25 protein-coding genes, 1 tRNA gene and 1 other RNA gene are annotated in these 26,712 nt (G+C 46.4%); 21 read left to right on the forward strand and 6 right to left on the reverse strand.

Features of this window, described 5'->3' with window-relative positions; genetic code table 11:
• Positions 1 to 12 precede the first annotated feature (12 nt).
• Genes FY534_RS00345 through FY534_RS00355 form a run of 3 tightly spaced genes read left to right on the forward strand, consistent with a single transcriptional unit; the run spans position 13 to position 2,616 of the window.
• Positions 13 to 864, forward strand: a complete 852-nt coding sequence (locus tag FY534_RS00345; protein ID WP_072873685.1) for a metal ABC transporter ATP-binding protein — start codon at positions 13 to 15, stop codon at positions 862 to 864.
• Positions 854 to 1,747 carry a metal ABC transporter permease gene (locus FY534_RS00350; RefSeq protein ID WP_072873684.1) on the forward strand — a complete coding sequence of 298 codons (894 nt, stop codon included), beginning with the start codon at positions 854 to 856 and terminating at the stop codon, positions 1,745 to 1,747. Before FY534_RS00345 ends, FY534_RS00350 begins: the two co-directional genes overlap by 11 nt.
• 5 nt (positions 1,748 to 1,752) lie before the next feature.
• Positions 1,753 to 2,616 (forward strand): metal ABC transporter permease, encoded by an 864-nt coding sequence (locus FY534_RS00355; protein ID WP_238413597.1) that lies wholly within the window; start codon positions 1,753 to 1,755, stop codon positions 2,614 to 2,616.
• Positions 2,617 to 2,774: 158 nt separating this feature from the next.
• Here the strand turns inward: FY534_RS00355 and FY534_RS00360 are convergent, their stop codons facing one another.
• Positions 2,775 to 3,317 carry a cupin domain-containing protein gene (locus FY534_RS00360; protein WP_072873683.1) on the reverse strand — a complete coding sequence of 181 codons (543 nt, stop codon included), beginning with the start codon at positions 3,315 to 3,317 and terminating at the stop codon, positions 2,775 to 2,777.
• Between the two features lie 309 nt (positions 3,318 to 3,626).
• On the opposite strand from FY534_RS00360, the gene FY534_RS00365 reads away from it, so the two are divergent.
• From FY534_RS00365 to FY534_RS00380, 4 genes are all read left to right on the forward strand, one after another.
• A complete protein-coding gene (locus FY534_RS00365; RefSeq protein ID WP_203114921.1) occupies positions 3,627 to 4,961 on the forward strand; it encodes an ABC transporter substrate-binding protein in 1,335 nt (444 codons plus the stop codon).
• Positions 4,962 to 5,077: 116 nt separating this feature from the next.
• Positions 5,078 to 5,992 (forward strand): carbohydrate ABC transporter permease, encoded by a 915-nt coding sequence (locus FY534_RS00370; RefSeq protein WP_238413598.1) that lies wholly within the window; start codon positions 5,078 to 5,080, stop codon positions 5,990 to 5,992.
• Positions 5,989 to 6,819: a carbohydrate ABC transporter permease gene (locus FY534_RS00375; protein WP_207549716.1), complete on the forward strand. Its 831-nt coding sequence runs from the start codon at positions 5,989 to 5,991 to the stop codon at positions 6,817 to 6,819. Before FY534_RS00370 ends, FY534_RS00375 begins: the two co-directional genes overlap by 4 nt.
• Positions 6,820 to 6,872: 53 nt before the next feature.
• Positions 6,873 to 9,278: a glycoside hydrolase family 2 gene (locus FY534_RS00380; protein ID WP_072873681.1), complete on the forward strand. Its 2,406-nt coding sequence runs from the start codon at positions 6,873 to 6,875 to the stop codon at positions 9,276 to 9,278.
• 127 nt (positions 9,279 to 9,405) lie between these two features.
• On the opposite strand, the gene FY534_RS00385 is transcribed toward FY534_RS00380, so the two are convergent.
• Positions 9,406 to 11,106, reverse strand: a complete 1,701-nt coding sequence (locus FY534_RS00385) for a glycerol-3-phosphate dehydrogenase/oxidase (RefSeq protein WP_203114922.1) — start codon at positions 11,104 to 11,106, stop codon at positions 9,406 to 9,408.
• A 303-nt stretch (positions 11,107 to 11,409) separates the two neighbouring features.
• On the opposite strand from FY534_RS00385, the gene FY534_RS00390 reads away from it, so the two are divergent.
• Positions 11,410 to 12,348 (forward strand): alpha/beta hydrolase, encoded by a 939-nt coding sequence (locus FY534_RS00390; RefSeq protein WP_072873728.1) that lies wholly within the window; start codon positions 11,410 to 11,412, stop codon positions 12,346 to 12,348.
• A gap of 15 nt (positions 12,349 to 12,363) precedes the next feature.
• Here FY534_RS00390 and FY534_RS00395 read toward each other — a convergent pair whose 3' ends face one another.
• On the reverse strand, positions 12,364 to 12,921 hold the full coding sequence (locus FY534_RS00395) for a glycerol-3-phosphate responsive antiterminator (RefSeq protein ID WP_072873679.1): 558 nt from the start codon (positions 12,919 to 12,921) through the stop codon (positions 12,364 to 12,366).
• A 144-nt stretch (positions 12,922 to 13,065) separates the two neighbouring features.
• Between FY534_RS00395 and FY534_RS00400 the strand changes: the two genes are divergently transcribed.
• From FY534_RS00400 to mtnB, 3 genes are read left to right on the forward strand one after another with little or no spacing between them, the layout of a single operon-like run.
• On the forward strand, positions 13,066 to 14,283 hold the full coding sequence (locus FY534_RS00400) for a 2,3-diketo-5-methylthiopentyl-1-phosphate enolase (protein WP_072873678.1): 1,218 nt from the start codon (positions 13,066 to 13,068) through the stop codon (positions 14,281 to 14,283).
• Entirely contained in the window at positions 14,280 to 14,972 is a 693-nt protein-coding gene (locus FY534_RS00405; protein ID WP_072873677.1) for an MtnX-like HAD-IB family phosphatase, read from the forward strand. The genes FY534_RS00400 and FY534_RS00405 overlap by 4 nt, the downstream gene beginning before the upstream one ends.
• Positions 14,947 to 15,579, forward strand: a complete 633-nt coding sequence (gene mtnB, locus FY534_RS00410) for a methylthioribulose 1-phosphate dehydratase (protein ID WP_072873675.1) — start codon at positions 14,947 to 14,949, stop codon at positions 15,577 to 15,579. The genes FY534_RS00405 and mtnB overlap by 26 nt, the downstream gene beginning before the upstream one ends.
• A 9-nt stretch (positions 15,580 to 15,588) precedes the next feature.
• On the opposite strand, the gene asnB is transcribed toward mtnB, so the two are convergent.
• Positions 15,589 to 17,436, reverse strand: coding sequence for an asparagine synthase (glutamine-hydrolyzing) (gene asnB, locus FY534_RS00415; protein WP_072873674.1), 1,848 nt, complete (start codon positions 17,434 to 17,436; stop codon positions 15,589 to 15,591).
• Between the two features lie 118 nt (positions 17,437 to 17,554).
• A complete protein-coding gene (locus tag FY534_RS00420) occupies positions 17,555 to 18,421 on the reverse strand; it encodes a YheC/YheD family protein (protein WP_072873672.1) in 867 nt (288 codons plus the stop codon).
• A 123-nt stretch (positions 18,422 to 18,544) separates the two neighbouring features.
• On the opposite strand from FY534_RS00420, the gene FY534_RS00425 reads away from it, so the two are divergent.
• The 4 genes from FY534_RS00425 (at position 18,545) to ffs (ending at position 19,537) form a co-directional block, all read left to right on the forward strand.
• Positions 18,545 to 18,814: a late competence development ComFB family protein gene (locus FY534_RS00425; RefSeq protein WP_072873671.1), complete on the forward strand. Its 270-nt coding sequence runs from the start codon at positions 18,545 to 18,547 to the stop codon at positions 18,812 to 18,814.
• Positions 18,811 to 19,317 (forward strand): tRNA adenosine(34) deaminase TadA, encoded by a 507-nt coding sequence (tadA, locus tag FY534_RS00430; RefSeq protein ID WP_072873669.1) that lies wholly within the window; start codon positions 18,811 to 18,813, stop codon positions 19,315 to 19,317. Before FY534_RS00425 ends, tadA begins: the two co-directional genes overlap by 4 nt.
• Positions 19,304 to 19,393, forward strand: a tRNA-Ser gene (locus FY534_RS00435). Before tadA ends, FY534_RS00435 begins: the two co-directional genes overlap by 14 nt.
• Positions 19,394 to 19,437: 44 nt before the next feature.
• An RNA gene (gene ffs / locus FY534_RS00440) (signal recognition particle sRNA small type) lies at positions 19,438 to 19,537 on the forward strand.
• 60 nt (positions 19,538 to 19,597) lie between these two features.
• Here the strand turns inward: ffs and FY534_RS00445 are convergent.
• Positions 19,598 to 21,346: a chloride channel protein gene (locus FY534_RS00445; protein WP_072873667.1), complete on the reverse strand. Its 1,749-nt coding sequence runs from the start codon at positions 21,344 to 21,346 to the stop codon at positions 19,598 to 19,600.
• A gap of 119 nt (positions 21,347 to 21,465) precedes the next feature.
• On the opposite strand from FY534_RS00445, the gene FY534_RS00450 reads away from it, so the two are divergent.
• From FY534_RS00450 to recR, 6 genes are all read left to right on the forward strand, one after another.
• Positions 21,466 to 21,882: a MarR family winged helix-turn-helix transcriptional regulator gene (locus FY534_RS00450; protein WP_072873665.1), complete on the forward strand. Its 417-nt coding sequence runs from the start codon at positions 21,466 to 21,468 to the stop codon at positions 21,880 to 21,882.
• 385 nt (positions 21,883 to 22,267) lie between these two features.
• A complete protein-coding gene (locus FY534_RS00455) occupies positions 22,268 to 22,618 on the forward strand; it encodes a hypothetical protein (protein WP_072873664.1) in 351 nt (116 codons plus the stop codon).
• Positions 22,619 to 22,826: 208 nt separating this feature from the next.
• Complete coding sequence (locus tag FY534_RS00460; protein WP_072873727.1) at positions 22,827 to 23,912, forward strand: two-component system sensor histidine kinase NtrB; 1,086 nt, start codon at positions 22,827 to 22,829, stop codon at positions 23,910 to 23,912.
• Positions 23,913 to 23,962: 50 nt separating this feature from the next.
• A complete protein-coding gene (gene dnaX / locus FY534_RS00465) occupies positions 23,963 to 25,684 on the forward strand; it encodes a DNA polymerase III subunit gamma/tau (RefSeq protein WP_072873662.1) in 1,722 nt (573 codons plus the stop codon).
• Positions 25,685 to 25,698: 14 nt separating this feature from the next.
• Positions 25,699 to 26,010, forward strand: a complete 312-nt coding sequence (locus FY534_RS00470) for a YbaB/EbfC family nucleoid-associated protein (protein ID WP_072873661.1) — start codon at positions 25,699 to 25,701, stop codon at positions 26,008 to 26,010.
• Complete coding sequence (gene recR, locus FY534_RS00475; protein ID WP_072873659.1) at positions 26,010 to 26,615, forward strand: recombination mediator RecR; 606 nt, start codon at positions 26,010 to 26,012, stop codon at positions 26,613 to 26,615. Before FY534_RS00470 ends, recR begins: the two co-directional genes overlap by 1 nt.
• Positions 26,616 to 26,712: the final 97 nt, after the last annotated feature.

Consider the following 26,712-nt stretch of genomic DNA (forward strand, 5'->3'; position numbering starts at 1 on the left):
AGGAGGATACCTATGTATCTCCGTTCGGTAGCGAATACTGCACCAGATCCAGTTTTGACGGTCAAGCAGGTGAGTGTACGGTTTGGTTCTCGCAGGGTACTGGATAACATCTCCCTGGAACTTCAGGCAGGAGATTTTGTTGGACTGATTGGTCCAAACGGAGCCGGGAAAACCACTTTGCTCAAAGTGATTCTTGGACTTCAGCCACCTGATGCCGGCAAGGTTGAAATGGAGGGCAAGGTCATTCATCGTGGCAATTCAAGAGTGGGATATGTGCCGCAGAAAATTTCACTCGATCCCGATACCCCCATGTCGGCGCGAGATTTGGTGGCTCTTGGTCTTGATGGACACCGCTGGGGCATACCGCTGCCCAGTCGCAAACGGTGGGCTGCTGTGGACGAAGCACTCGCAGCGGTTGATGCTTTGCGTTATGCAAACGCACCTGTTGGAAAGTTATCTGGCGGTGAACAACAGCGTCTGCTGATTGCCCAAGCCCTGTTGACTCAACCCAAATTATTGTTGCTAGACGAGCCGCTCTCCAATCTGGATATTCGCAGCGCTCATGAAGTTGTTCGATTGGTGTCGCGAATTTCCAGAGAACAGAATTTGGCTATCCTGTTAGTAGCTCACGATATGAATCCGTTGCTAGGAGCGATGGATAAAATTGTATATTTGGCAGAGGGCAGAGCGGCTATGGGTTCCGTGGATGAGGTTGTTCAAAGTCATGTGCTCAGTCAACTGTATGGATATGATGTTGAAGTTATTCGTGTTCAAGGCAGAATTTTAGTGGTTGGGGGAGAAGCCCCATTGCCAGTTAATCAATCAATTTCAGTATGGGACGAGGCGCTTACTCATGTTGAATAGCCTCTGGCATACCCTGTTTGCACCTGGTTTCTTTTCCAGTTCGGCTGTTTGGCGGGCACTTTCTATGAGTGCTGCAGTTGCAGTTGTTTCAGGTATGGTAGGTGTTTTTGCAGTCGTTCGCGGTCAATCGTTCGCCGGTCATGCGCTAGGAGATTTTGGAACAACAGGTGCTTCAGGTGCTTTTCTGGCAGGGCTGAATGCCGTTTGGGGTTTTCTGGGTGTTGGTTTGATTGCCGGTGCCATCATGGATACTCTGGGAAAACGTGCTAAAGAACGTGATATTGCAACAGGTGTCGTTCTTTCATTGATTTTGGGGATTGGCGCGCTTTTTCTCTATTTTGATACTACCTATCGAAATACAACCGGTGCACCCATGACCATTCTTTTCGGTTCCGTATTCTTGGTCGATCCGTCGCTTTTGCCTTTTGTACTTTGCTTTGATGGATTAGCAGTGTTGCTATTATTTATCATTTATCGCCCCTTGCTTTTTAGTTCATTGAATGTGGATTTGGCACGTGCAAAAGGTGTGCCGGCGCGTCTCATCAGTATTCTCTTCATGTCAGCTTTAGCCATGGCTGTCGAACAATCTGCCATTGTAGTTGGAGCTTTGCTCAGCACGGCGTTACTCATTGGCCCAGCAGCTATAGCCATTCGCTTTACCCATCGTCCTGGAAAAGCAATGCTAGTTGCCAGTATGATAGGTATTTTTTCAAGTTGGATGGGAATTTTGTTGGCTTATGACAGCTATAATTGGCCGCCTGTCAACCGAGGTTGGCCGGTCAGCTTTTTTATTGCCAGTATTATTCTCTTGCTTTATATCCTTTCTCATCTGCGTTTGCGTATGGGAACACGTCGCGGGAAGAAAGTCCTACAAGAGGGGTGAAGGTTATGTGGTCCGTGTGGCATTTTCTTTTCGCTCCGGGTGTTTTTCGCGATCCGTTTATGCTTAGCACTTGGGAAGGGGCAAGTATAGTAGCGGTATTGGCAGGGATGATTGGTTTTTTTGTCATTCTGCGCGGTACGGCTTTTGCATCGCACGCATTGCCGAAAGGAGGATTTGCGGGAGCTGCCGCCGCTGCCCTGCTTGGAATCAATACGCTTTGGGGATTGACGGTATTTAGTGTATCTGGTGCTTTAGCTATAGGTTGGTTGGGACGGCGTGGACGCCATGATGTGGTCATTGCCTTAATACTCGTTTTTTTGCTTGGCTCAGGGGCCTTGTTTTTAAATCTTAGTGATATGTACGCTCCAGAAATCTATTCTCTCCTATTTGGTGAGATACTGGGTATCACTCCGGCTGAAGTACGCGATACAGCTATCATTGGATTGGTGTCCATCATTATCCTTCTCTTGGTTTATCGTCCCTTGCTCTATGTATCTGTATTACCAGAGTCTGCTCAAGCACGTGGTTTATCTGTTCGTAGGATGGAGATGGTTTTTCTTTTTCTCGTAGGGTTGACCTCAGCGGTCACGGTTCCTATTGTGGGGGCTTTATTGACTTTTTCTCTCATGGTGGCTCCAGCTGCAGCAGCTAGCTATTTGGCGAAGCGGCCAGGCATGGCCATGATTTTATCGGTCGTCATTTCATTGGCATCCGTATGGTTATCGATTTTGTTATCCTTTGATACAGGCTGGCCAGTAGGTTTTTTTGTGGCCTCACTTTCTGCTTTTGCCTATTTTCTGGCTCGATTTGCTACAGCTCGCCGCCGGGCCATCTTTCCCAAAGCACACCGTCAGCCTGCTGAGATGTGAAGGGATGTGGATATAAAACAGCAGATGACTTGCATCTATAGAAAACACAGCGTCCGGAACCATCAGCAAAGAGAGTGCCGGGCGCTGTGTGGATAGTTGCCCATGCTTTTTCTTCCGACACTCTCATTGTATGTTCTTTTCAGATCGGATGTGAATGATTAGTTACGGATAAAAGATGGATCTTCAAAAGGTGTGGCAATCCAGCCTGACTCTTCTACAAAAAGGCGCACAGCGACAACTTTCTTTTCCTCAGTCAATGTAAAGAAGTGGGGATTGCCTTCAGGCACAGAGATAACGTCACCCGCCTTTAGAAACACATCAAAATAACCGACCTCACCTTTTCCTTTGATAATAAAAACTCCACTGCCGGAGACAATGGCTCGCACCTCATCTTCTGCGTGAGTATGGACTTGTTCAAACTTTTGTAAGAGGGAAGGTAAATCTGGTGTGCTTTCGGAGAGTGAGATAACATCCCACCAACGATATCCGCGCGTGTTTGCCAGATGCTGAATATCTTCTGCGAAAGCCTCTAGTATAGCGGCTTTATCGCCATCGTCCAATTGAAATTGGTTGCGTAATTCTGCGGGAAGTTTTTCTGTGTTCCAGTGTGTATAGAAAACACCGTTGCTTTCAAGAAACGATTGTACTTCTCGTTCTTTCTGAATGGTTTCACCTGAGTTTCTGACATGTATGGTTGCCATAATGGGGTATTGGCCTCCTTAGGAATCTTGGGAATCTAAGTTTTCGCTTTATGATAAAGGTGTGTTTGGCGAATGTCCAGAAGAAGTGAACCCTTACTTTGAATTTATCAGATTCTATTGACAACAGTAAAAAATGAGGTAAAATGCTCTCAACTGAAAGAAAGCGTTTTCTGATGGATGGATTGTTTTTGCAAGAAGTGTGGTTTCGAAACCATATCCATAACAGGAGATGTCTTATTTGCGATGTGAACTCGAAACCATGAAATTAATGGTAATTATTTTTGTGAACAAGTATGAAGGGGGATTTGTATGAAAAAAAAATTACGTTGGTTGAGTGTTGGATCTGCGTCGTTAGGTCTTCTCGGCTTGGTAACAGGTTGTGGATCGGCATCAAATGGTTCTGGCGGACAGGGTGGAGGAAATGCTCACTCGCCTATTCAATTGACAGTTATGAGCTGGAATGTGGCTGCCAATACGTTGCAGGAAGATGCCAAGTTGTATGAACAATCCCATCCCAATGTGCAAATTCACGTGATAGTCGAAGACAGTCCTACCAATACCTATACTAAATTGAACACGGAATTAGCCTCTGGTTCTGGTGTGCCGGATATTATGAGTATCGAGTCCAGTATGGCGCCAAGTTTTCTGAACAAGTTTCCACAGTCTTTTTTAAACATTACCAATCAGATTAAGAATATTGAAGGCGATTTTCCAGAAGCCAAATGGGCGGCTCTTACCTATAACGGACAAATATACGGAATTCCCTGGGATATTGGGCCGAGTATGGTTTTTTACCGTCGCGATTTGTTTAAAGAAGCGGGTATTCATGTGAAAGATATAAAGACTTGGAACGACTATATCCAAGCAGGCTTGAAACTCAAGCAACACTTTGGAGACAAAGTTAAGTTGACCGCTTGGGGAAGCGGATCGACCGGGCTTTTTAAAATGATGATGAATGAACAGGGCAAATTTATTTTTAACAAGCAAGGACAAATTACTGTCAACGACGCTGCCGGTGTCAGAGCATTAACCACGATGAAAAAAATGTACCAGGATGGTCTCTTGGATGTGGTACCTTACGCGAATGCTTGGAACGATACCATACAGTTATTTGTCAACAACCAGATAGCTACAGCACCAGCCGCCATTTGGTATGTGGGCACAATTGAGCAGTCGGCTCCCAATCAGGCTGGTAAATGGGGAGTTTTCCCCACTCCGGCGTTTAGTGCCAATGGGAATCACGCAGCCAATCTTGGTGGATCGAATTTGCTCATTTCCAAAAACACTCCTCATCCCAGAACCGCACTCTCGTTTGCTGAATTTTGTATGACGAATCGACAGGCTCTGAATGTTTCGATGAAATATGGTATTTTCCCGTCTTATGAGCCCTATTATCAAAATAATCCACTGATCTCTCAGTCGCTGTCATTCTTTGGTGGACAAAAAGTTTTCCAAATGGCTGCTAACGAAGTCCCCAATATTTCTCCTGCTTACCATACGGCAAATTTTGAAGCAGCCCACAGTATTCTACTGAACGTTTTCCAACAGGCTGTGCTACAAAATGAACCAGCGGCGCAAGCGTTGAATAACGCCGCGCAACAGATAGCCAACCAGACGGGGGCGAAAATAGCTTCTGGCTCTTGATGAGTTGAGAAATCTTTTTATCATCAACAGGCGCGATGCCAAGCGTTGTTTGCAGTCCATGAGCTTTCAACGCTTGGTCAGCGTCTTCAAGAAGGCAATCTAAAGGAGAGGATGATATGGCGATTGATACCTCACATTCCACAAGACTCCGTATGGAAAAGGAGTTTAAGCAGAAGCGTTGGTTGGCGGCCCCCTATCTGTTTCTTCTACCGTTTCTCATAGTGTTTACCATTTTTTTAGTGGGTCCCATTCTCTATGCCGCATGGGTCAGTCTTTCCAGTTGGCAGGGTGGCGCATTGGTTTTCCGCGGTTTATTCCAGTATCAGAAGCTTTTTTCCGATACAGAGTTCTGGCACGCTTTGTTGAACGTCGTTGTGATTCTTGTCATTCAAGTACCTGTTATGCTGATTTTGGCTGCTATTTTTGCCTCGCTTTTAAATTCCCGGAGGCTTAAATTCCGAGCCTTTTTTCAGCTTGGTTTTTTTGTTCCCATTCTCATTGACATGGTAGCTTACTCACTCATTTTTTCTTTTTTGCTCGAAAAGCATGGCATTATCAATCATATTTTAGGAATCTTTGGTGTGGCGCCCATCGATTGGCTCCTTCATCCAGTTGCTGCTAAAGTAGCCATCATGATAGCCCTCACTTGGCATTGGACAGGGTACAATGTAGTCATTTTGCTGGGCGGTATGCAGAGTATACCGCATGAAGTGTATGAGGCCTCGCGTGTAGACGGAGCTGGCTCAATTCGTCAATGGTGGTCCATCACCATTCCCATGCTTTTACCCATTCTCGTATTTGAATCTGTTCTCTCCACCATTGGAACACTGCAATTGTTTGTAGAACCGTTTATTTTGACTTCTGGCGGCCCAGATAATGCTACCATGACGCCTGTTCTGTACCTCTACCAAGTTGCTTTTCAACAATTTCATTTTGGATATGCGTCCGCAGTGGCGTTTGTTTTAGCGATTTTGATTGGTATTTTGTCACTCCTTCAATTTCGCGTCGCAAGAGGAGGGGATGCTTGGTGATTCGGCGAATGTTTGCGGATTTATTTTTGCATGCAGTCGTAATCCTCGGATTTATTGCTTCTGTCTATCCTATCTATTGGATGTTTATCTCATCTACACATTCAACGGAGCAAATCCTTAGCGGAGATCACAATCTATGGATAGGTTCAGCGCTGGCGGCGAATTTTCAGGCACTTATCCACAACACCGATGTCAATATCTTTCAAGCGATTGGCAACAGTCTCTTTATTGCGGTTTTCTCTACAGCCATTGCTGTGGTTCTCTCTGCAATGGCCGGTTATGCGTTTGCCATCTACCGATTTCGAGCCTCTCGAACATTGTTTATTGTCATTATGATTTCCTTGATGATCCCGTCGCAAGTGACGCTTGTGCCGCTCTTCATTTTGATGAGCCATTTGCATCTCATCAATACTTGGTGGGCTATCATTCTTCCGGCGTTGGTCAATGTATTCGGCGTATTTCTAATGCGCCAGGCATTTGCAGGTTTCCCGGGCGAGTTATTAGATGCTGCACGTATAGATGGACTGAGTGAAGGCCGTATTTTCTGGCAAATCGTTATGCCACTGATGAGACCCACCCTTTCTGCTTTAGCCATTATCGCCTTTTTAGCATCCTGGACAAATCTGCTTTGGCCCCTGGTTGTCCTGAATACTTCATCTGCTTACACCATTCCTGTGGCACTGAGTACGCTAGAAAACTCAATGACCATTCCTAATTATGGCGAGGTTATGCTAGCTGCCAGTCTGGCCACTGTACCCATGCTTGTCTTGTTTTTGTTTTTACGACGCAATTTTGTATCGGGAATTATGGCTGGTTTCAATCGATAAGAACTTTGTGCGCCCAGGTGCGGCGCCAAGGAATATATGGAGGAATGCACATCATGTTGTACAGTTCACTTCGTCCGCGCCTAGGTAAAAGAAGCGTTTACGCGCTCCAAGACGACTGGAAATTTACAGAAATCACGTCCAATCATCCACATTCGTATAGATCTGATCCATCAGAAGCTCGTCAACAAATAGACGTTTATTCACGAACTTTAGATGCAAAACATTGGCAAACCGTCCGTCTTCCTCATTCCCCCAACTTAGTGCCTAGCAATGGAATTCCTGAAAATGACACTCGCGGAGTATATCTGTATCAAAAATGTTTCAGGTTTACTGCGCAACTTGACCAGCGTGTTTTTCTCGTTTTTGAGGGAGCTATGACGGTGGCTGATGTTCAAGTCAACCAGACGTATATAGGCCGGCATTTAGGCGGCTATACAGCTTTCTCGTGGGACATTACAGACGCACTTTCTCCTTCCGGTATGCAGGAGATTCTCGTCCGTCTCGACAGTCGACCGCAACCAGATATCCCTCCAGAAGGTGGACTTATCGATTATCGCATCTTTGGAGGACTTTATCGCAATGTTTATTTGTTGGTGACTTCTGACGATCACGTTGAACATCTTCAATGGACAACGCTTGGTTGGCAGAATGGGAACGCTCTTGTTGAGGTAGAAGCGAAAATTCATCTATCGCCAGTTTCCCGATTAACAAATGAGCGATTACAGTTGGAGTTAAACATTAGCAATCAGGATGGAAGTCTTCTGCAACAGGAAATTCACCCCGTTGCCGTCAACGGATCGGACGAAGCAAACGAAATCGTATCGATGAAATGGGAAATAATCGTTCAACAGGCGCAACCTTGGTCGCCCCATCAACCGCATCTTTACAACGTTGGCTTTCGGCTTTTGAATAGAGCAGGAAGTGTGCTTGATGATGGTGAGATGCGCGTTGGTTTTCGTACCCTTGCCTTAGAAAACGGGCAGTTGCTATTGAATGGTCAACCGATAAAACTGATTGGTTTTAACCGCCATCAGTCGTTTCCTTACATAGGTTATGCTGCTCCGAAGCGCTTGCAGCGTCAAGACGTGTGGATTTTGAAGCACGAACTCGGCGCCAACTACGTTCGCACTTCCCATTATCCACAGGATCCCGCATTTTTTGACGCTTGTGACGAATTGGGACTGCTTGTTTTCACAGAGATCCCCGGTTGGCAACATGTAGGAGATGAACATTGGCAGGCTATAGCCAAACAGCATTTAGTTGAGATGATTGAACGCCATCGTCACCATCCCTGCATTTTCATGTGGGGAGTACGCATTAATGAATCTGCAGATAGTGACGAATTTTATATAGAAACAAATAAAATAGCGCGAGCACTTGACCCAAGTCGATGGACGGGCGGTGTTCGAAATTTCCGTAAAAGCCATTTTATAGAAGATATCTTTACGTTTAATGATTTTTCCATGGGGGTATTGCCAAGTGTTCAAAAACCGCAATTGATCACAGAGTATCTCGGACATATGTACCCGACCAAACTCATGGATAATGAAACGCGGTTGATTCAGCATGCCCTTCATCATGCCAAAATTTTAAACGAAGTGTACCAGCGTGAAGATCTTGTTGGAGCTTCTGCTTGGTGCGCTTTTGATTATCCGACGTCGCCATTTTTCGGAGGGGGACAGCAAATCTGCCATCATGGTGTGATGGATCAATTTCGTTTCCCCAAGTTTGCCGCAGCAGTTTATCGAAGTCAAAAGCCTCCTGAAGAAGAAATTGTTCTGGAGCCAGCTACTTATCTCACCTTTGAATCGGCTGATCATTCGCAGTTAATCCAAGCGCTGGATACCTTCGATGACATGGAAACAGTACTTCAATCTGCAGCTTATACCGCCAAAATTTATGTATTCAGCAACTGTAATTCTTTAGAGGTTGAGTTTAATGGTCAGACGATGGGAAGGTTGATGCCGCAAGAGAAGGAATTTCCTTCTTTACAGTATCCACCTTTTGTCATTCCCTTGCAAGCCTATCGACTGTATGGAACCTTGCGGCTTCGTGGCTATCTTGACCAAAAAGTCGTAGTCGAGCGCACTCTGCACACACCTTTACCCGCCAGTCGGTTACGATTGCATGCGGATCATACGGTTCTCCATGCAGATGGCGTGGATATGACGCGAATTTGGGTAGAAGCTGTGGATAAGAATGGGATGCGTTCTCCTTATCTACAAAGGGTAGTCTCTTTTTCCTTGGAGGCTGTGGATAGCCACCCAGCGCAAGGTAGTTCAGAAGGAGGACAACTCTTGGGCGATAATCCAGGTGTGCTTGAGGCAGGGCGTGCAGCGCTCTATTTTCGTGCAGGTTGTTATCCAGGGCGCTTCCGAGTGCATGTTCAATCACCCGGTCTGCAGGGTGATTCGCTCGACTTATCCACTGAATCGCAACCCTTTCTACCGCGCCTGTAGATAGGGGGTGAATGGGGAAGACAACAAAAGTTATCCACAGCTTTTTGGGGATAAACCCGCAAAAGTTGTGGATAACCCTGTGAACAAACTGGGGGTAAAATTGAAAAACGCCAGATAAACAGCAATTTTAGAGTGCTGAAGCAGCTGTGGACAATGCTTTCTCGACAGGCTTCTCAAGAGCTTCCCGAGCCTCAAGAATTCGATCTTGTAGACGTTGCTTTTCCTCAAGTACTCTATCATCTGACCACTGTAATCGTTTGGCCATGAAATCCACAACAGAATGTTGATAACTGAGAACCAAGTTCATATTGAAATAGAGGCTACCTGTGCGGCGGATAAAAAAGTCTTCCGCACGGCAGACCATTTCTTCTTCCAATCCGTATTGTAGTGCCGCATAAATGTCTTTGGGGATTGCAAGACCAGCATCTAACGGCTCATTGCGCAGCCAGTTGAAAACCCGTTCGACATTTTTCCCATAGCGTTCTACTAATTGGCGCGCTTCTTGGCTACTTAACCCCAACAGCTCGCCTTCTCTCGTCATCGTATGGACAAAGTCGTTCCATTCGCTGGATTGATCAAATTCACCACCTGAGAGGCGCAAATGTTCGGTTTGGCAGCCAGGATATGTTTGTCCTGTTACTTGGCCAATTCGCTGAACCACAATATCTACGACTTTTTCAGCCATTTTTCGATAACCGGTCAATTTACCGCCAGCAATCGTAATTAGTCCGCTTGATGATTGAAAAATCTCATCTTTACGGGAAATTTCAGACGGATTTTTTCCGTCTTCATGAATTAATGGCCGGATGCCAGCCCAACTGGATTCCACATCTTCAGGCAACAGACGCACAGAAGGAAACATAGTATTGACCGCTTCCAACAAATAATCGCGATCGGCCAGAGTCATTCTGGGATACATTACATCGCCCGTATAGTTGGTGTCGGTGGTGCCAATATAGGTTTTGCCCGATCTCGGTATGGCAAAAATCATTCGTCCGTCTGGAACGTCAAAATAGACGGGGTTGGAAAGAGGGAAGCGGCTTGCATCAACAACAATGTGGACACCCTTAGTCCAGTGCAGGGTTTTGCCCTGCTTGGAATGATCCCAATCACGAATTTCGTCAACCCAAGGCCCTGTGGCGTTGATGATGACACGAGCACGGATGTCGAAGGAGTGATGAGGTTGAAGTTCGTCCTGGACGTGTATGCCCAACAGTTGCCCGTTCTCTTTGATGAGTTGCAGAGCTTTACAGTAGTTGATGGCAACACCGCCCAGCTGTACGGCTTTTTTTAAAACTTCAAGCGTCAAGCGAGCGTCATCCGTTCGATATTCAACATAATAACCAGCACCCTTGAGACCGTCGGGATTAAGCAAGGGTTCTTTGGCCAATGCTTCCTCTCGGCTTAACATCTGCCGGCGCTCCGTACGCTTGACACCTGCCAGGTAGTCATAAAGTCGAATTCCAAAAGAGGCTGCTAGCTTGCCATAGGTGCCTCCTTCCATAAGGGGAAGCAACATCCACTCTGGACGCGTCACATGCGGAGCATTCTCGTAAACAACGGCCCGTTCCCTACCGACTTCAGCTACCAGACCGATTTCCAGTTGTTTGAGATAACGCAATCCACCATGAATCAGTTTGGTGGAGCGATTGGATGTTCCAGCAGCGAAATCTTGCATTTCAATCAGTGCTGCTTTCAGTCCTCTGCTGACGGCGTCAAGGAGAATGCCTGCCCCGGTAATGCCGCCACCGATAATAAGAACGTCCCATTCATTCGCCTGCATTTTATGCAGTAGTTGGGGGCGGAGTTCTGTTTCCCAAATAGCCATGAATATCCCTCTCTTTCTGGGCATTTTTGTTATCTATGAAAAAGCAAAAACACGCCTAACCCTGCGCATCGTAACGCAGTGTGGCGTGTCTCCGAATCTCCATTCGCCCTATCAACTTATAATTAAATTATAACGCAAGGAATTTAAGGCAACAAGTGTACTTCTTCTGTCCACAAATCTTGGTTGCTGTGTCATACTACAAATGGAGTCGACCGTTTGTTTGTGAAAACAAGCTTGAAAACGGGATACCAAGAGCCTCCGCCAGTAAGAGGAGTTGGCTCAAGCACAGAGAGGATGGTTCACATGCCGTTGCACCCAGCCTTCGAAAAAATGTTGCAGCAAATGAAAGAACTTGGCGCTCCGCCCATTTCTTCACTGACTCCTGAGCAATTTCGCAAGAACAGTGCGCAGTCGTTTGCATTGCTGCGTAAACCAGGCTTGCCTGTAGCACATGTAGAGGACAGAATTATAGCTGTTTATGGCAATCGTCAAACACCGATTCGCATTTACACTCCAGAAGGAGAAGGGCCTTTTCCGGCACTCATTTATATTCATGGTGGTGGCTGGGTTTTTGGTGAGCTTGATCAATTTGATAATCTTTGTCGCATGTTTACGCATACTGCAGGTTGTGTCACTATTTCTGTGGATTATGGTCTCGCTCCTGAGTACAAATTTCCTCATCCAGTAGAAGAATGTTACGCGGTGAGTCAATGGGTATTTGAACATGCTGATGAGTTTAAGATACGTAAGGATAAAATTGCTATTGGCGGGGATAGCGCAGGAGGTAATCTGTCTGCAGTTGTTTGTCAAGTTGCGCGCGATCGCGGGGGTTCTATGCCCAGTCTGCAGGTCCTTCTCTATCCATCCGTAGATTTACTTGGTGAAACCGAGTCCAAACGACTCAATAGTACTGGATATCTGCTCGATATCGATTCCATGATGTATTTCCGCAAACAATATCTGAATTCTATGGAGGATGCTTCTCATCCCATGGCTTCGCCTCTCTTGGCTGAAGATCTGCGCCATCTGCCACCAGCGATTGTCATTACAGCAGAGTACGATCCTCTTCGCGATGAAGGAGAGGCTTATGCGTCTGCTTTAGAAAAAGCAGGTGTGCCTGCTAAAGTGAAGCGTTTTGAAGGAATGATTCACGGCTTTTTGACACTCGATCATCTGGTTCCTGAAGTCCGTGCGCAAATGCAAGAAGTAGCAGAAATGCTCAAAACAGAATTTACAGATTAATTTTTCGCAAGTCCCTTAATGGGGCGTTGATGATGGGTCCAGCCAGAGTTTTTTATTGGAAGTCGTGACGGCCAAAGCACCGTGCTCAAGCGCTGTGACGACTTCCGCCTGGCTGCGGATAAAACCTCCGGCTAATACAGGTCGACCCGTGCGTTGCCTCACTTCCTCTAATAAATGGGGCACAATTCCGGGAAGAACTTCGATATAATCAGGTTGAGAGTTGGCCAGGATGCGATAAGAAGTCTCCAAGGAGTGCGAGTCAATCAGAAAAATACGCTGAATGGCCGTGACGTTGTGTTTTCTGGCAATCAAAACGGTCTGGGCATGTGTGCTAATGAGGCCGTCAGGTCGGATATTCTGGCAAAGAAACTGTGCGGCTGCTTCATCATGCTTGAGGCCTTGAACGAGATCGGCATGAAGCCAAAGTTGTTTTGCGTGTTTGTGAGCAAGGGTAACCAATGATTGTAACTGTGATAAGTGCACGTTCATTAAAATAATGACCGGGCAGGGATGGACGAGCAATTGTTCGTAATCCTTGATACTGCGCGCGGCGAGAATGACTTTTGGCATCATCAAGTGTATTCACATCCCTTTTTAGACAAGTCACTGTTATTATCCCGAATTTTTTCGAAAAGTCTATCGGATTTATGTATGAATTTTCGTACAATATAGAGGGGTATATTTTTTCGAGAGCGGATGGGCAGACATCAGGGAGGAATGAGTTTGGCATTCGTAGTAGCAACGTACCGTGTTGAAGCGGCACGGGATAGTTTAGAAAAAATAGCGGAAGGTATAGCCATTGGACTTACTGTAGGTAGTTGGACAGATTTGCCAGCTACCCAACAAGCGGAAGTGGCGAGTCGTTGTGGAAGCGTTGAAGAAATTCGTGTTTTGGAGGAAACATCTCAAGGGACTTTGGCGGAAATCAAGATTGGTTATCCGGAAGAAAATCTGACGGACAGCTTGGCATCATTGTTGGTTACTGTATTTGGAAAATTGTCGATGGATGGGAATGTGCGCCTGCAAGCGCTTGAAATTCCTGACAGTTATCGTCGGCGTTTTCCTGGACCTCAATTTGGTGCGGCAGGTATACGTCAATTGATTGGAGTCGAGCGGCGTCCGCTCATCATGAGTATTTTCAAGTCGTGTAATGGCCAGTCGTTATCAGAATTGGCCCATGCGTTTCGGGAACAGGCTTTGGGATGCGTAGATTACGTGAAAGATGATGAAATTTTCTTTGATGAATCGCTGGCGCCTTCTATAGAACGTGTGCGACGTTACGGGGAAATCGCCAGAGAAGTAGCGGAGATGACTGGACAGCGTACGCGCTATGCGGTTAACTTGACGGGGACATTACCAGAGCTATTCGAGAAGGCAGAACGTCTTGTAGAGGCCGGAGCGGATGCGCTTTTGCTCAATGTATTTGCTTATGGACTAGACGTGTTGGCTGCTCTTGCGCGTAATCCGAATATCAAGATTCCCATTTTTGCTCATCCTGCCGTTTCAGGTGCAATATACAGTTCTCCTCGCACAGGTATTGCGGCTCCTGTTTTGCTTGGCGACTTGTTGCGCCTGGCAGGAGCAGATGTGGTTTTGTATCCTTCTGCCTATGGCAGTGTCACACTGGATGCTGAGACCTGCCGTACTCTAGTAGAGCGTTTGCGCCAACCTTCTGACATTCATCGTTCCGTGTTGCCTGGGCCAGCCGCTGGTTTGCATCCTGGCATGGTGGCACAACTGTATCGTGATTTGCAAAATGAGTGCATCATGGCTGCTGGCGGGGGAATACAAGGGCACCCAGATGGCATTGCAGCAGGAGGGCGGGCATTTCGTCAGGCTATTGACGCTATGGAAGCGGGCGAACAACTGGAAGATGCAGCATTGCGTCACAGAGAATTGGCACGAGCGTTGCAACGATGGGGAGTGAAGGCATGATTTCTGAGATCTCGATTCTTTGCGATTTTGACGGTACACTTTCTCTGCGTGATATGGTGGCCACTATCGCGTTGGAGTTTGCCCCGCATACATCGCGTCCTTTGATAGAGGCTGTGCAAGCGAGAGAGATCTCTGTTCGGGAAGGTGTCAGCGAGATGTTTCGCAACATCCCGGCTTCCAAATATTCCGAAGTGGTTAAATTCTCCAGAGAGAGAACAGTCTTGCGTCCTGGTGCGTTTGCCATGGTGGATTACGCCATGCAGCAAGGTTGGAATTTCTCTGTTGTAAGCGGCGGGTTTGACTTTTTTGTACGTCCGGCGCTTTTGCCCGTGGCTTCTTTTATTCGCATTTATTGCAATCGATTGCGCGAGAAAAAAGGCATGCTAGAAGTCGTCTGGCCTTATGGTTGCGATGAATCGTGTGATGGTGGTTGTGGATTATGCAAGGTCTCATTACTGCGCCAGCATCAAAAAGAAGGCCGGAAAATCCTGTTGATTGGTGATGGCGTGACAGATGTGAAAGCGGCAAGATTGGCGGACTACGTTTTTGCCCGAAGTGTTCTGGCGGAGATTTTGAGAGAAGAAGGTGTGCCTTTTACCCCTTATGAGACGTTTCACGATATCATTCGTGCGTTAAGTGACAATGCTTCGGAGGTACATCAATATGTATCCATTCAATCAAGCTGTTGAATCTCTTTTGGAGATCGCTCACCGTTGCGCTCAAAAAGGTTGGCTCCCGGCAACCAGTGGCAATTTATCAGTCCGTTTGAACGGTCACCCGCTTTCTATGGCCATTACTCGTAGCGGATGTGACAAGGCGTGTTTAAAAACTGAGGATATTATTGTTGTGGATGAGAGAATGCAAGTTATGTCCGGTTATGCTGGCAAACCGTCTGCAGAAACGTCTGTACACGTTGGGCTCTATGAAAAATTCCCGGATATTGCTTGTATTCTGCATGTCCATACTATTTTTAATAATTTGCTGAGTGAAAGGTATTTTTCAATTTCCGAAGGTACAGGACATATTTCTTTCGCCCAGCATGAGCTCTTGAAGGCGCTTGGTCATTGGGAGGAAAAAGCCTCCATCAACATTCCTATCGTTCCAAATTATGCAAATCTTGAGCGGTTGGGACAAGCAGTCACAGAAGCTGCGTATCGCGATGTACCTGGGGTACTGGTGCACCGCCACGGAATATATGCTTATGGAGAATCTCCCGAGGCGGCGCTTCGTCATTTAGAAGCATTTGAGTTTTTGTTTGAATATCATTGGCGCCTCAATCAAGCAGCATCGTCATAAGAGCCAGATTTAAGCGAGTTGAATTCGATAGGTACGCAACCAATCATCCACTTCCATGAGATAGTGAAACATTTGTGGAATAGCCATAATCTGACCAAACCAGGGTCGATGTGGCATAGCCTGACGGCTTGCGGATACCCATTCGTCAACTGCCGTCATGGATAGCAGTGGGCGAAGAGGTGAGTCAGGTTCTGCTATACGTTCCAGAAAACGTGATCGAACCAATTCCACATAATCCGGGTGGGGAGTAGATGGATATGGGCTTTTTTTGCGGTGCAAAGCATCTTCTGGCAGATAGCCTTCCATGGCCTTACGCAGAATGCCTTTCACTTCGTCACCAGCCGTTTTTAGTTTCCAAGGAATGTTAAACACATACTCGACCAGACGGTGATCGCAGAAAGGTACGCGGACTTCAAGTCCACAGCCCATACTCATACGATCTTTGCGGTCAAGCAAGGTTGGCAGGAAACGGGTGATGGAGAGATAGGAGATTTCCCGAATCCGCGCCTCTTCAGAACTTTCACCAGGCAAGCGTGGGACTTCCGACAATGCTTCCTCATATCGACGTTGAACGTAAGCTTCGGGATTGAGCCAGGCTCGGGTCTCGTCGCTTAGCATGCCAACCCGGCGTGATAGTTGCAATGCCCAAGGGAATGTGTGGGCTTGCAGACTTTCAGCACGATGAAACCAGGGATAACCGCCAAACACTTCGTCTGCAGATTCGCCTGAAAGGGCTACGGTAAATTGCTCTTTTATTCGCTTGCAAAACAAGAAGAGGGAAGTATCAATGTCGGCCATCCCAGGAACATCGCGAGCTGGCAGAGTTTGATGGAGATTGGCAGCGAGATCGGGCGTATCAAAAACTTCTGGGTGATGGACGGTCCCAAGAAATTGCGATACTTTCAAAGCCCATGGAGCATCAAGACTTTTTTGAAATTCGTTAGCTTGGAAGTGTTTCTCCATCTCTGCAAACTCAATAGAGAAAGTGTGTAAAGGTTCTTTGCCATGCTTCTGAAAATATTGTGCGGCAATCGCTGTAACGACAGAAGAGTCGAGTCCGCCGGAAAGAAAAGTAGCTACAGGCACATCGGAGACGAGCTGCCGTTCTACCGTATCTACCAGTAAATCGTGAACGCGCCTGGCTGTGGTCTCTTCGTCTTCTTCATGCGTCCAACTGTTCAATTTCCAATACGCCTGTATATGCCATTCATTGTTGCGGATACGTGCCACGTGACCGGGACGCAACTCTTGAACGTTCTCAAAAATGCCATGTCCAGGTGTACGCGCTGGGCCGACAGCCAGAATTTCAGCTAGGCCTTCGGCGCCTATACGACGCGGGAATTCAGGGTGGGCCAGAATCGCTTTAAGCTCAGAACCAAACAGGACACCTTGGCCAAGTTGAGCAAAGAACAGCGGTTTGACTCCTAGCCGATCGCGACCTAAAAGCAATTCCTGGGATTGATTATCCCAAACGGCAAAGGCAAAAATGCCATTGAATTTCTCAGTGGCTGCTAATCCCCATTCTGCTATAGCGTGTAGAACCACTTCGGTATCCGAATACGACTCGAACGTATGGCCCTTAGCCAGTAACTCGTCGCGCAGTTCTGCAGTGTTATAGAGTTCGCCATTATAAACCAGCACCATTGTGCGTTCTCCAAAACGGCGTAGCATCGGTTGCGTTCCGCCTGCCGGATCGACCACAATCAGGCGACGGTGCGCCAATCCGCAGTGTGTGCTAAACCAGTCACCTCTGGTATCTGGTCCGCGCGAGGTAAGCGTTTCGCCCATGCCCACGACCCATTCGCGGTGCAACGAAACATCGCGAGTCCAATCTACCCATCCTGCTATTCCACACACATTTGTCCGCCTCCTATTTTGTTGTCTCAACAGTGGACGCTGCTCTATCACTCGTTCATCCACATACGTCTCAGCCTATGCGCCTAGGACAAAAAATGATACTGCATCAAAGTTTGTATCAAGGTGTTTGCTCAGTCATTTGTTGTAGTTCGGTCATCCATATTTGCAACCACTCATTCGCCTGAGCTAAACGGCGGGCGCTGCTGCGCTGTTCAATTCGCTGATAGATACGGCCATCAGCGAGTGGTGCAAACAATTCATGACTGGGTCCACCAAGATTGTCGTTGGTGTTGACTTCAAAAAGCCACAGGCTTCCGTCATATCCGAGTCCCCAATCTATGCCTACTTCCTCGAAGCTATAGACGCTATCAAGGAGAGTACAAATTTGTCTGCTGAAAGTTCTCAAGTTTTGTAAAATTTTCTGTTCTATCGGCGGATTTTCAAAGAGGGATTGCAGAAGTTGTGGGACTTCGTGCACTTCGCCCCCGCTTGCAGCAATGTTGGATACTATACTTTCGTGTCCGCCTACTCGTGCAGCCATGGCGGCATACATCCAAGTGCCACTTTTGTGTCTCTGCATCAGTACGCGAATATCAAACATGCGATTATTCCAAGTTACAACAGGAGCAGCCTGCTGTATAATGGATGCCAATGGAAGCCGCTTACGCACTGTCCACCAGGATCCAAACGCTGTGGCACGCCAGACGGTGGGTTGACCTAGGGTGCGGATACAGTAGAGTTGATTGGGAAAATGGTCAACTCGTGTAATAGATTGTCCGCCCCAGGTGTTTACAGGCTTGATGTAAAAAGACTCGTAACGTTGACAAAAGTAAAAAAAATGTTCTTTTGTAAACTGTTTGCTTTCTGGCAGCATGGGAACCATGGGTGGGTACTGTTTGAGGAGGTTATACATACTCCATTTATCTAAAAATTTTCGTGTTTCATCAAAACGGATATCATCTGTTTGCTCAAGAGGGGTGTCCATACCGATCGCCTCGCCTGCAACAAAATGGTCTGTTGCAGTGTATGCGACATACGAACCGCTAGCGCATCGGTGATTTGAAAAAGAATGAGAAATAGGATGCACTTGAAAATGGGGGGTTAAGCCATGCTGGTCAATGTAACAGAACTTTTAGTTCGACATGCCATGAGTGAAATGGAATGGCGGCGGCGTCTGCCTTGTGATTGCGAGCAGTGCCGTGATGATGTTATGGCTTTAGCGCTTAACCAATTGTCACCACGTTATGTTTCGACCGATCGCGGTGAAGCCTATGTCAAAGCACAGTACATGAATTCACAGTTGCAAATGGATATTGTTCGAGAATTGGCGGTTTCACTTCAACGTGTAGCCAATAATCCTCGCCATACGGGGTCATGAAAATAAATCCAGATAAGGAATGTGTGGAACGTTCTCCTGAAGCCTGGATGCGTCTCGCACTTTCTTTGGCTGAGGAAGCGGCTAGTCTTGGCGAGGTCCCGATTGGCGCCCTACTGGTATATAATGGACAACTGGTTGCTGCTGCGTACAATTTGCGAGAGACTTGGCGGGATCCAACTGCACATGCGGAAATGTTGGCTTTGCGTCAAGCTTCCTTGCGACTCGGTGGTTGGCGACTTTCAGCATCTACTCTTTATGTCACCCTGGAGCCTTGTGCGATGTGTGCGGGTGCTATTTTGCAGGCTCGAGTTGGACAGGTCTACTATGGTGCACAAGATACAAAAGCTGGCGCATTAGAGTCTGTTTGCCAGTTGTACCAAGTGAAAGGCTGGAACCATTACCCTCAAGTTACAGGTGGCATTCTTGCTGAAGAATGTGGTATATTACTGAAAGACTTCTTTGCACAAGTCCGTTCTCGTCAGAAGACGCGGAGAGATGTCTGAGTGGTCGAAAGAGCTCGCCTCGAAAGCGAGTAGGCCTGCAAGGGTCTCGTGGGTTCGAATCCCACTCTCTCCGCCATAAACTTCAACAAGCAAGAATACGCGCTTTCTCACCAAAGGCTGAACTGGGTCCCGCGCGGCGGAAACTTTCGAACCGTGTCAGGTCCTGACGGAAGCAGCACTAAGAAAGACCTTTCGGGTGACGCGGGGTCACCTGGTTTGGCTTTTGGTGAGAGTGCGCGTTTTGCCATCCACTCCAAAAAATCCCCATATTCAAACAGATTTAATTTTGAAAAATAGAAAAAACACGTTTTCTTTCAGTTTCTTCTTCGTATTCTTTCCTGCGTAAATCCATCAACTTTTGGATGGTCAAAAAACCTTCAATCTGGTGATCTTCTTTGTTGATGACTTTTACCCAATCACAGTGAGATATAAGCATTTGTTGCATAGCCACCTTGGCTGTATCGTTATTACGTACGTACGGCGCATCGTTTATGATTTCAAGTACCTTTTGCTGAGGGGTTATTGATGCGCGATACAATATTTCACAGGCAAGCACTATTCCAACTGGATGTCCGTCATCATCTAATACGGTGAACCAAGTTTTCGTATCGTAATGGCTAAGGAGATTCATTGTAATTGTCGTGAGATACGCATCTCCATGAATGGTATTATTTGGTATATAACAAATTTCCTTACAATCGTGCATCTCAAGCGGATCAGTTTTATATTCCCGGGTCAAATGCAGTCCACGACGCACGATTTTTTCCGTCAAGATGGAACGCGGAAGAATCCACGAGGAAAAGCCTGTGGAAATGCTTGAAGTTACCAGAAGCGGTAACAAGGCTCCTAAGTTATGGGTCAATTCCAGCGGGAAAATGATACTAGTGAAAGGTGTGCGTGTGACACCAGAAAAAGTGGCAGACATACCAAGCAAAACCCATACTCCTGGATGTTGAGCATGAAAAACATAGCCTGCAACCCCGCCTAAGCTTCCTCCAATGATGAGGATAGGAGCTAGGATTCCGCCAGAAGTTCCAGAGCCAAGAGAAATGACCCAAATTATTGTCTTTACAATCAGAAGTCCAATGAGTGTATAAAGAGTTAATTTCATATTCAGCATTGCTGAAATACTGTCATAACCTACGCCTAAGGAGCGAGGTGAAATCCACCCACCTAGTCCTATAAATACCGCACCAATCGCAGGCCACCACATCCAGTGTATAGGGAGTTTGCGAAAAAAATCTTCTACACCATAGATAGCTCGCGTTAAGAGAATAGCCAATAAACTTCCCATTAGACCAATGACAAATGACACGGCTAGTAAATTCCAACTCGTATGATGGAGAATAGGCATGGCAAAGAGAGGACCTGGTCCTAGGATAAGCATACGTATAGCGTCAGCAACAGAACTTGCAATTGCAATGGGAACCAAGCTGCGAGGTTTAAATTCAAATACCAAGAGCTCAATGGCAAAGAGAACAGATGACACGGGAGCAGCAAATGTAGCAGACATGCCCCCAGCAGCTCCAGCTACCAAAAGAATGCGTCTCTCTACGGGAGATAATTTGAACAATTGACTAAACAAAGAACCGAAGGAACCTCCAGTCATGATAATAGGTCCTTCTGCTCCGAAAGGTCCGCCTGTTCCGATGGAGATCGCTGCAGAAATAGGTTTCCAAAAGGCAACTCTCGGAGATATTTTACTTTCGTTGATAATCATGGCTTCGATAGCTTCAGGAATTCCGTGTCCACGAATTTTTTCTGAACCATAACGGGCGATGATTCCAATGACAAGTGCGCCAAGTATGGGAGGAACGATTATCCAAGCATGTAATGAGTTATGAGTAGGAGTAGCATAAGCGAAGGAGAATCGATGAAAAAAAGATAAATTTGTAAAAAAGTAAATCATTTTCAGTAAAACAACAGCAATCCATGCACATATGGCACCAATGATGAGAGCGGCGATAGATAAACGGATGATTTGTGTATTGGTAGTAAAATCACCTGTTTGCTTCGTTTTAAAAAACATTTGTTGTTTCTCCCTTCAAGTCATTCGAGATTCATGGGGAGCTTCCACAAAACTTAAGACCGTATATTTTATATCGCTATACGATATAAAATGCAAGATTGAATGACGGAGTTGGTTATATGAATAGGGAGCCTACAAAAGAGGATTATCAAGAACTAGCAGAATTTCGTTATCGTTTGAGAAAATTTTTACATTTTAGTGAAACGGCTGCTCTGCAAGTTGGTATTACACCAAGCCAACATCAATTACTGCTCGCCATTGCAGGTTATCCGCATCGAAATTGGATGACTCCAACAGAAATTGCTGAGAGGCTTTTAGTTCGTCATCATAGTGCGTTAGGACTGATACAGAGATGTGAAAAAATAGGTTTGGTCAGACGGTTTTCGCATCCAACAGACAAGCGAAGTATAGGCATTGAGTTAACGAAAAAGGGACAAGACATTCTTTGTCAATTAACGCTGTTACATCAAGCTGAATTGAAGAAACTCGGTATTACACATCGTTATTTAGATTTAGATGAATTCGGGGATTCTTGAGTAGCCCATGACGGTTTGGGTATAACTTGCGATTTAAGTTTTTCTGGAGATTGAAACTTTCTTCTTGGGAAGGTACAGGACAAATACCGCCACATTCCATATGCCAACTGACATATTCTTCACTATGTCAAAAATGAAAGGGTGAAGTCAGCATGTATGGAGTATTTGGTGGATACACCCGCTGGGCTGTCGTATTTCTAATTATTTTTGTTCTCTTCTTCCTGCTCGTACCTGTATATACCACAACCTGCACAACAACACCTGTATATTGAGAATGAAAATGGGATCGGCAAAACAGTCTCTCTGGGCAGGGATGTTGTCGATCCATTTTCCATGAGTCTGTTAGGTATTCGTTTTTACTTTATTCATACGGAGGTGAGAAAGCATGTGCAATCGCAGTGATTGTGCAAACAATATAGGTAAATGGGTACGTTTTCAGACGCCATGGGGCTCTCATCGTGGCATTATAACAGCAGTGAATCAGAATGCTGTTTTAGTGAGAGTACCTAGGCAATATGCTCCAATTGGATTGGCAAATTGCACCCAGCCGACGGAGGGTGACGATGCCAAGAAACTCGATATCGCACTCGCTCAATGGGGATATGGAGCTGGTTATGGGCCTGGATATGGCTACGGCCCTGGTTGGGGACGTCCAGGTTATGGAGTATGGTATGGCGGCTGGTGGTGGTGGTGGCTCGCCTTCGCCTGGATTTTCCTATTGGCGTTTTTATGGTAGACGAGTCAGAAAAACACAGAATGAATATATTTGAAAATTCTACAGCTAGCAAAAGGGCGAAGGCGCCCTTTTTTTATGCCTATCCATCAAGGGAACTGTCGGAATCTGTCGCAATTCAACTATTTTTGTCCTATGGGAGGATTTCATAGGAATCGTGGCAAAATACGCTGTGTGCAAGAATTCCTACAAGATGGATGGGGGCTTATTGGTGAGCCGAACTGAGGTAAAGCAACAGGCGTCAGTTCCACAGGTTTGTCCGTCTCTAGAGTTGCTCAACGCTGCTGTCATTTTTCTTTCTACCTCTGAGGAAGTACGCTTTTACAACGTTGCAGCCTGCAAATTGTTCGATCACGCTGAACTCTTGGCTCCTCCAGTTCCACTCAGGGAATGTTTGACTTCCCAATCGGATGAATATCAGATGTTAGCGCATTGCGTTCGAGAGCAGCGCATATTGCGCGATACCATAGTCACTTGGGAGCGAAATGGTCAACTTCTCTATCTACTGCTTGATAGTTTCCCTTTCCTGTCGGAAAGTGGAGATTACCTAGGATTATTTATAACCATGAAAGATTTGGGTGATTTTGGCGTACTCGATCAACATTTACAAAGGGCGGAGAAACTAGCCACAATAGGAAAAGTAGCTGCTGGTATTGCCCATGAGATACGCAATCCATTGACTACTGTAAAAGGATTTTTGCAAATTCTTGAAAGCCGGCAAGAGGCAAGTGGGCGGGAAGATGAGCATAGTCTTACCGAAATGATGCTCTCTGAAATTCAAAAGGTTGATGAACTGGTTCAAGAGTTGTTGCTCTTGGCACGTCCACATCATTTGGATATGGAATTTTTCTGCATGAGCGATTTGATAGAAGAACTGCGTGGTCATGTGGTTTCAGAGGCCGACAGAATGGGGATTGAATCTCATTTCGAAATAGAAGATAAACTGTTTCTGCAAGCGGATCGACAAATGATTTTGCGTCTGCTTCACCATCTCATAAAAAATGCTTTGGAAGCTATGGATGCTGGCGGAAAATTGACAGTATTGGTTAAAAATCAATCGCCATGGTGTGAAATGTATATTTCAGATACAGGGCCGGGCATTCCTTATTACCAGATCGACAAAATTTTTGATGCTTTTTATACCACGAAAGAGAAAGGGACAGGACTCGGTTTGCCTATTTGTCAACGTATAGTGGCCGATCACGGTGGAGATATTCGCGTCTCCTCCAAAGGTTTCGGATCCACGTTCTGCGTACGTTTACCACTCGCCAAAGAGGAAATCATACCATCTGCCTAATTGTTCTGTTTCTCCTGCTGTGATACCTTTATCACGAAGGAGGGGAGGTTGTGGATTATCAAACGCTTTATCGTGCCTGGCGGCCTCAGCAGTTTGCTGATATGGTTGGGCAGTCGCATGTCCGCACCACTCTCCGCAACGCTCTGCTGCAAGACAAGGTGGCGCATGCGTATTTGTTCTGCGGTCCGCGTGGCACTGGCAAGACAAGTACAGCAAAGATTCTAGCCAAGGCGGTTAACTGTCTTCATTCAATAGAAGGTGAGCCTTGTAATGCTTGTCAAGCCTGCTTGTCGATTGCAGAGGGAGTAGCAGTCGATGTTGAAGAGATTGATGCAGCCTCCAATCGCGGTGTTGATGAAATCCGCTCCTTACGAGACAAAGTGCACTATGCACCTGCATATTTGAAGCGCAAGGTCTACATTGTCGATGAGGTGCACATGTTGACCATGGAAGCGTTCAACGCTTTGCTTAAAACGTTGGAAGAACCACCTTCCTATGTATTGTTTATCCTGGCTACAACCGAACCTCATAAGATACCAGCCACAATTGTCTCTCGTTGCCAAAGGTTTGATTTCCGGCGGATTGAACCGGCTGATATGGTAGGCCGCTTGCGAGCTGCAGTAGATGCCGAGCGATGGCAGGCAGCAGATGAGGCGCTCTGGCAAATCGCCGAAGCGGCAGATGGTGGTATGAGAGATGCGCTAGGTCTCCTGGAGCAAGCTGCAGCTTATGGTGAAGGCCAGATTACCTTGGATGTACTGTCATTTGTCATGGGCGGTTTACGGCCACAGGACAAGCTGAGCTTGCTTGAATCGCTGGTGCAGGGAGATTTGCTTGCAGTTTTGCAAAAACTGTCTAATTTCTATCAAACGGGTAAAGATGCAGGGCGGATAGCTGCTGAGATGCTGGCCATGTTTCGAGATGTGCTGGTTGTGCGGCTGTCTCCAGCGGATCGTCCACTTTTGCATTCTTTCAAAGACTATAAAGAAATAGCGAGGCGGCTTTCTAGCGAATGGTTGCTTTTGGCTATGTCCAAGATGAATGATACAATGATGGCCTTACGTCATGCGGAACAACCACGTTTAATGTTGGAAACAGCTTTGCTCTCGCTGAGTCAAGTCTCGTCTCCTGGCGATTCCACAACAATGGCAGTGATGGAGGCACAGCCAACGGTGTCGCGGTTACCCGCGGCAACGCGTGTTGCGGATGCGGGTATTGAAAAACGACAAATGACACCGCTTGTCCGTTCACCAGATGAAAAATCTTCGGCAAGCGAATCATCTGCTCAGAAAGAATTGGCAACACCTTCTCCCTCTGGGCAGAATCGCCAACTTCGCGCACCAGCCGCCATGCAAGGGCGAAAACGTGAAGTGCTACTCTCTCTATTTGAGAGACAAGACGGTACTGCCTTGCAGGCCATTTGTGACCGATGGCAAGACATTCTTCAAAGTGTTCGGCAACAGCGAATTCAAGCACACGCATGGCTCATGAATGGACAACCTGTGCTGGCCACCGAGAAAGAAATGGTGATTGCTTTTGGCAGTAAAATTCACCGCGACGCCGTTATGAAACCTGATGAGCGAAATGCTATTGAATGGGCAGTGGAACACACAATCGGCGAAGCCAGAAGTTTGTTGGCGATTCTACAAAGCGACTGGGAAGAGTTTCTTGCTGAACAGGATGGCAACGCGGTGGCGCCAGAAAGTTGGCTGGAAGTGGTGGAATCGCTGTTTGGCAAAGATAAGATTGAGTATGTCACAGATGAACTTTAAGAGAGGGATTACACATGAAAAATATGAATCAATTGATGAAACAAGCTAAAAAGATGCAGGAAGACTTATTGAAGGCTCAGGAAGCTTTGGCAGAACGAAAAATAACTGGGACTGCCGGCGGGGGAGCCGTTTCTGTAGTGATGAATGGCCACAAGCATGTGGAGTCGGTTATGATTTCACCCGAAGTGGTTACACCAGATGATGTGGAGATGCTCCAAGATTTGATTCTGGTTGCTTTGCAAGATGCGGAACAAAAGGTGAATGAGCTGACGGAATCAGAAATGGGCAAGTATACTCGTGGCATGAACTTGCCAGGGTTGTTCTAATGTGGGGTTATCCAGAACCCATTGAACGGCTGATGGAACAATTTATGAGGCTTCCCGGAATTGGGCCCAAAACAGCCGCTCGATTGGCTTTTCATTGTATGAGCATGTCCAAAGAAACTGTTGCAGAATTTTCCAAAGCTTTGCTGGATATCAAAGAACGCTTGGTAGAATGCCAAATCTGCTGTAATATTACGGAATTTTCCCCTTGTCCTGTCTGTCGTGATGAGCGACGAGACCGGAGCGTACTTTGTGTAGTCCAAGATGCCAAAGATGTGGTAGCTATGGAACGTACGCATGAATTTCATGGACTTTATCATGTTTTGCAAGGGGCCATCTCACCCATGGATGGTATCGGTCCCAATGATTTACGGATTCGTGAATTGTTGACGCGATTGGCTGGTACTGACGATTCGGTCGAAGAAGTGATTCTGGCTACCAATCCAACCGTGGAAGGTGAAGCCACAGCCATGTATCTTTCTAAATTATTGCGTCCTTTTGAACTCAAAGTTACACGAATTGCACGTGGTTTGCCGGTTGGCGGCGATTTGGAATATGCGGATGAAGTGACTCTGGCTAAAGCTCTGGAGGGTCGCCGCAGCCTGTAAATTTTCTTATATACGGTTGTAAAACTATCATTTTTTCTACAAGAGTCATAAAACGCCTCCTGCCTGTCTATATTCTAGTATTCAGGTCACGGGAGGT

This window comes from Alicyclobacillus sp. TC (assembly GCF_016804365.1).
GTDB lineage: Bacteria > Bacillota > Bacilli > Alicyclobacillales > Alicyclobacillaceae > Alicyclobacillus_I > Alicyclobacillus_I tolerans.

Excerpts from the sequence above, each read along its gene's own strand:
- FY534_RS00345 (WP_072873685.1), top strand. The coding sequence starts at position 13 with ATGTATCTCCGTTCGGTAGCGAATACTGCACCAGATCCAGTTTTGACG.
- FY534_RS00350 (WP_072873684.1), top strand. The coding sequence starts at position 854 with ATGTTGAATAGCCTCTGGCATACCCTGTTTGCACCTGGTTTCTTTTCC.
- FY534_RS00355 (WP_238413597.1), top strand. The coding sequence starts at position 1,753 with ATGTGGTCCGTGTGGCATTTTCTTTTCGCTCCGGGTGTTTTTCGCGAT.
- FY534_RS00360 (WP_072873683.1), bottom strand. The coding sequence starts at position 3,317 with ATGGCAACCATACATGTCAGAAACTCAGGTGAAACCATTCAGAAAGAA.
- FY534_RS00365 (WP_203114921.1), top strand. The coding sequence starts at position 3,627 with ATGAAAAAAAAATTACGTTGGTTGAGTGTTGGATCTGCGTCGTTAGGT.
- FY534_RS00370 (WP_238413598.1), top strand. The coding sequence starts at position 5,078 with ATGGCGATTGATACCTCACATTCCACAAGACTCCGTATGGAAAAGGAG.
- FY534_RS00380 (WP_072873681.1), top strand. The coding sequence starts at position 6,873 with ATGTTGTACAGTTCACTTCGTCCGCGCCTAGGTAAAAGAAGCGTTTAC.
- FY534_RS00385 (WP_203114922.1), bottom strand. The coding sequence starts at position 11,106 with ATGGCTATTTGGGAAACAGAACTCCGCCCCCAACTACTGCATAAAATG.
- FY534_RS00390 (WP_072873728.1), top strand. The coding sequence starts at position 11,410 with ATGCCGTTGCACCCAGCCTTCGAAAAAATGTTGCAGCAAATGAAAGAA.
- FY534_RS00395 (WP_072873679.1), bottom strand. The coding sequence starts at position 12,921 with ATGATGCCAAAAGTCATTCTCGCCGCGCGCAGTATCAAGGATTACGAA.
- FY534_RS00400 (WP_072873678.1), top strand. The coding sequence starts at position 13,066 with ATGAGTTTGGCATTCGTAGTAGCAACGTACCGTGTTGAAGCGGCACGG.
- FY534_RS00405 (WP_072873677.1), top strand. The coding sequence starts at position 14,280 with ATGATTTCTGAGATCTCGATTCTTTGCGATTTTGACGGTACACTTTCT.
- mtnB (WP_072873675.1), top strand. The coding sequence starts at position 14,947 with ATGTATCCATTCAATCAAGCTGTTGAATCTCTTTTGGAGATCGCTCAC.
- FY534_RS00420 (WP_072873672.1), bottom strand. The coding sequence starts at position 18,421 with ATGGACACCCCTCTTGAGCAAACAGATGATATCCGTTTTGATGAAACA.
- FY534_RS00425 (WP_072873671.1), top strand. The coding sequence starts at position 18,545 with ATGCTGGTCAATGTAACAGAACTTTTAGTTCGACATGCCATGAGTGAA.
- tadA (WP_072873669.1), top strand. The coding sequence starts at position 18,811 with ATGAAAATAAATCCAGATAAGGAATGTGTGGAACGTTCTCCTGAAGCC.
- FY534_RS00445 (WP_072873667.1), bottom strand. The coding sequence starts at position 21,346 with ATGTTTTTTAAAACGAAGCAAACAGGTGATTTTACTACCAATACACAA.
- FY534_RS00450 (WP_072873665.1), top strand. The coding sequence starts at position 21,466 with ATGAATAGGGAGCCTACAAAAGAGGATTATCAAGAACTAGCAGAATTT.
- FY534_RS00455 (WP_072873664.1), top strand. The coding sequence starts at position 22,268 with ATGTGCAATCGCAGTGATTGTGCAAACAATATAGGTAAATGGGTACGT.
- FY534_RS00470 (WP_072873661.1), top strand. The coding sequence starts at position 25,699 with ATGAAAAATATGAATCAATTGATGAAACAAGCTAAAAAGATGCAGGAA.
- recR (WP_072873659.1), top strand. The coding sequence starts at position 26,010 with ATGTGGGGTTATCCAGAACCCATTGAACGGCTGATGGAACAATTTATG.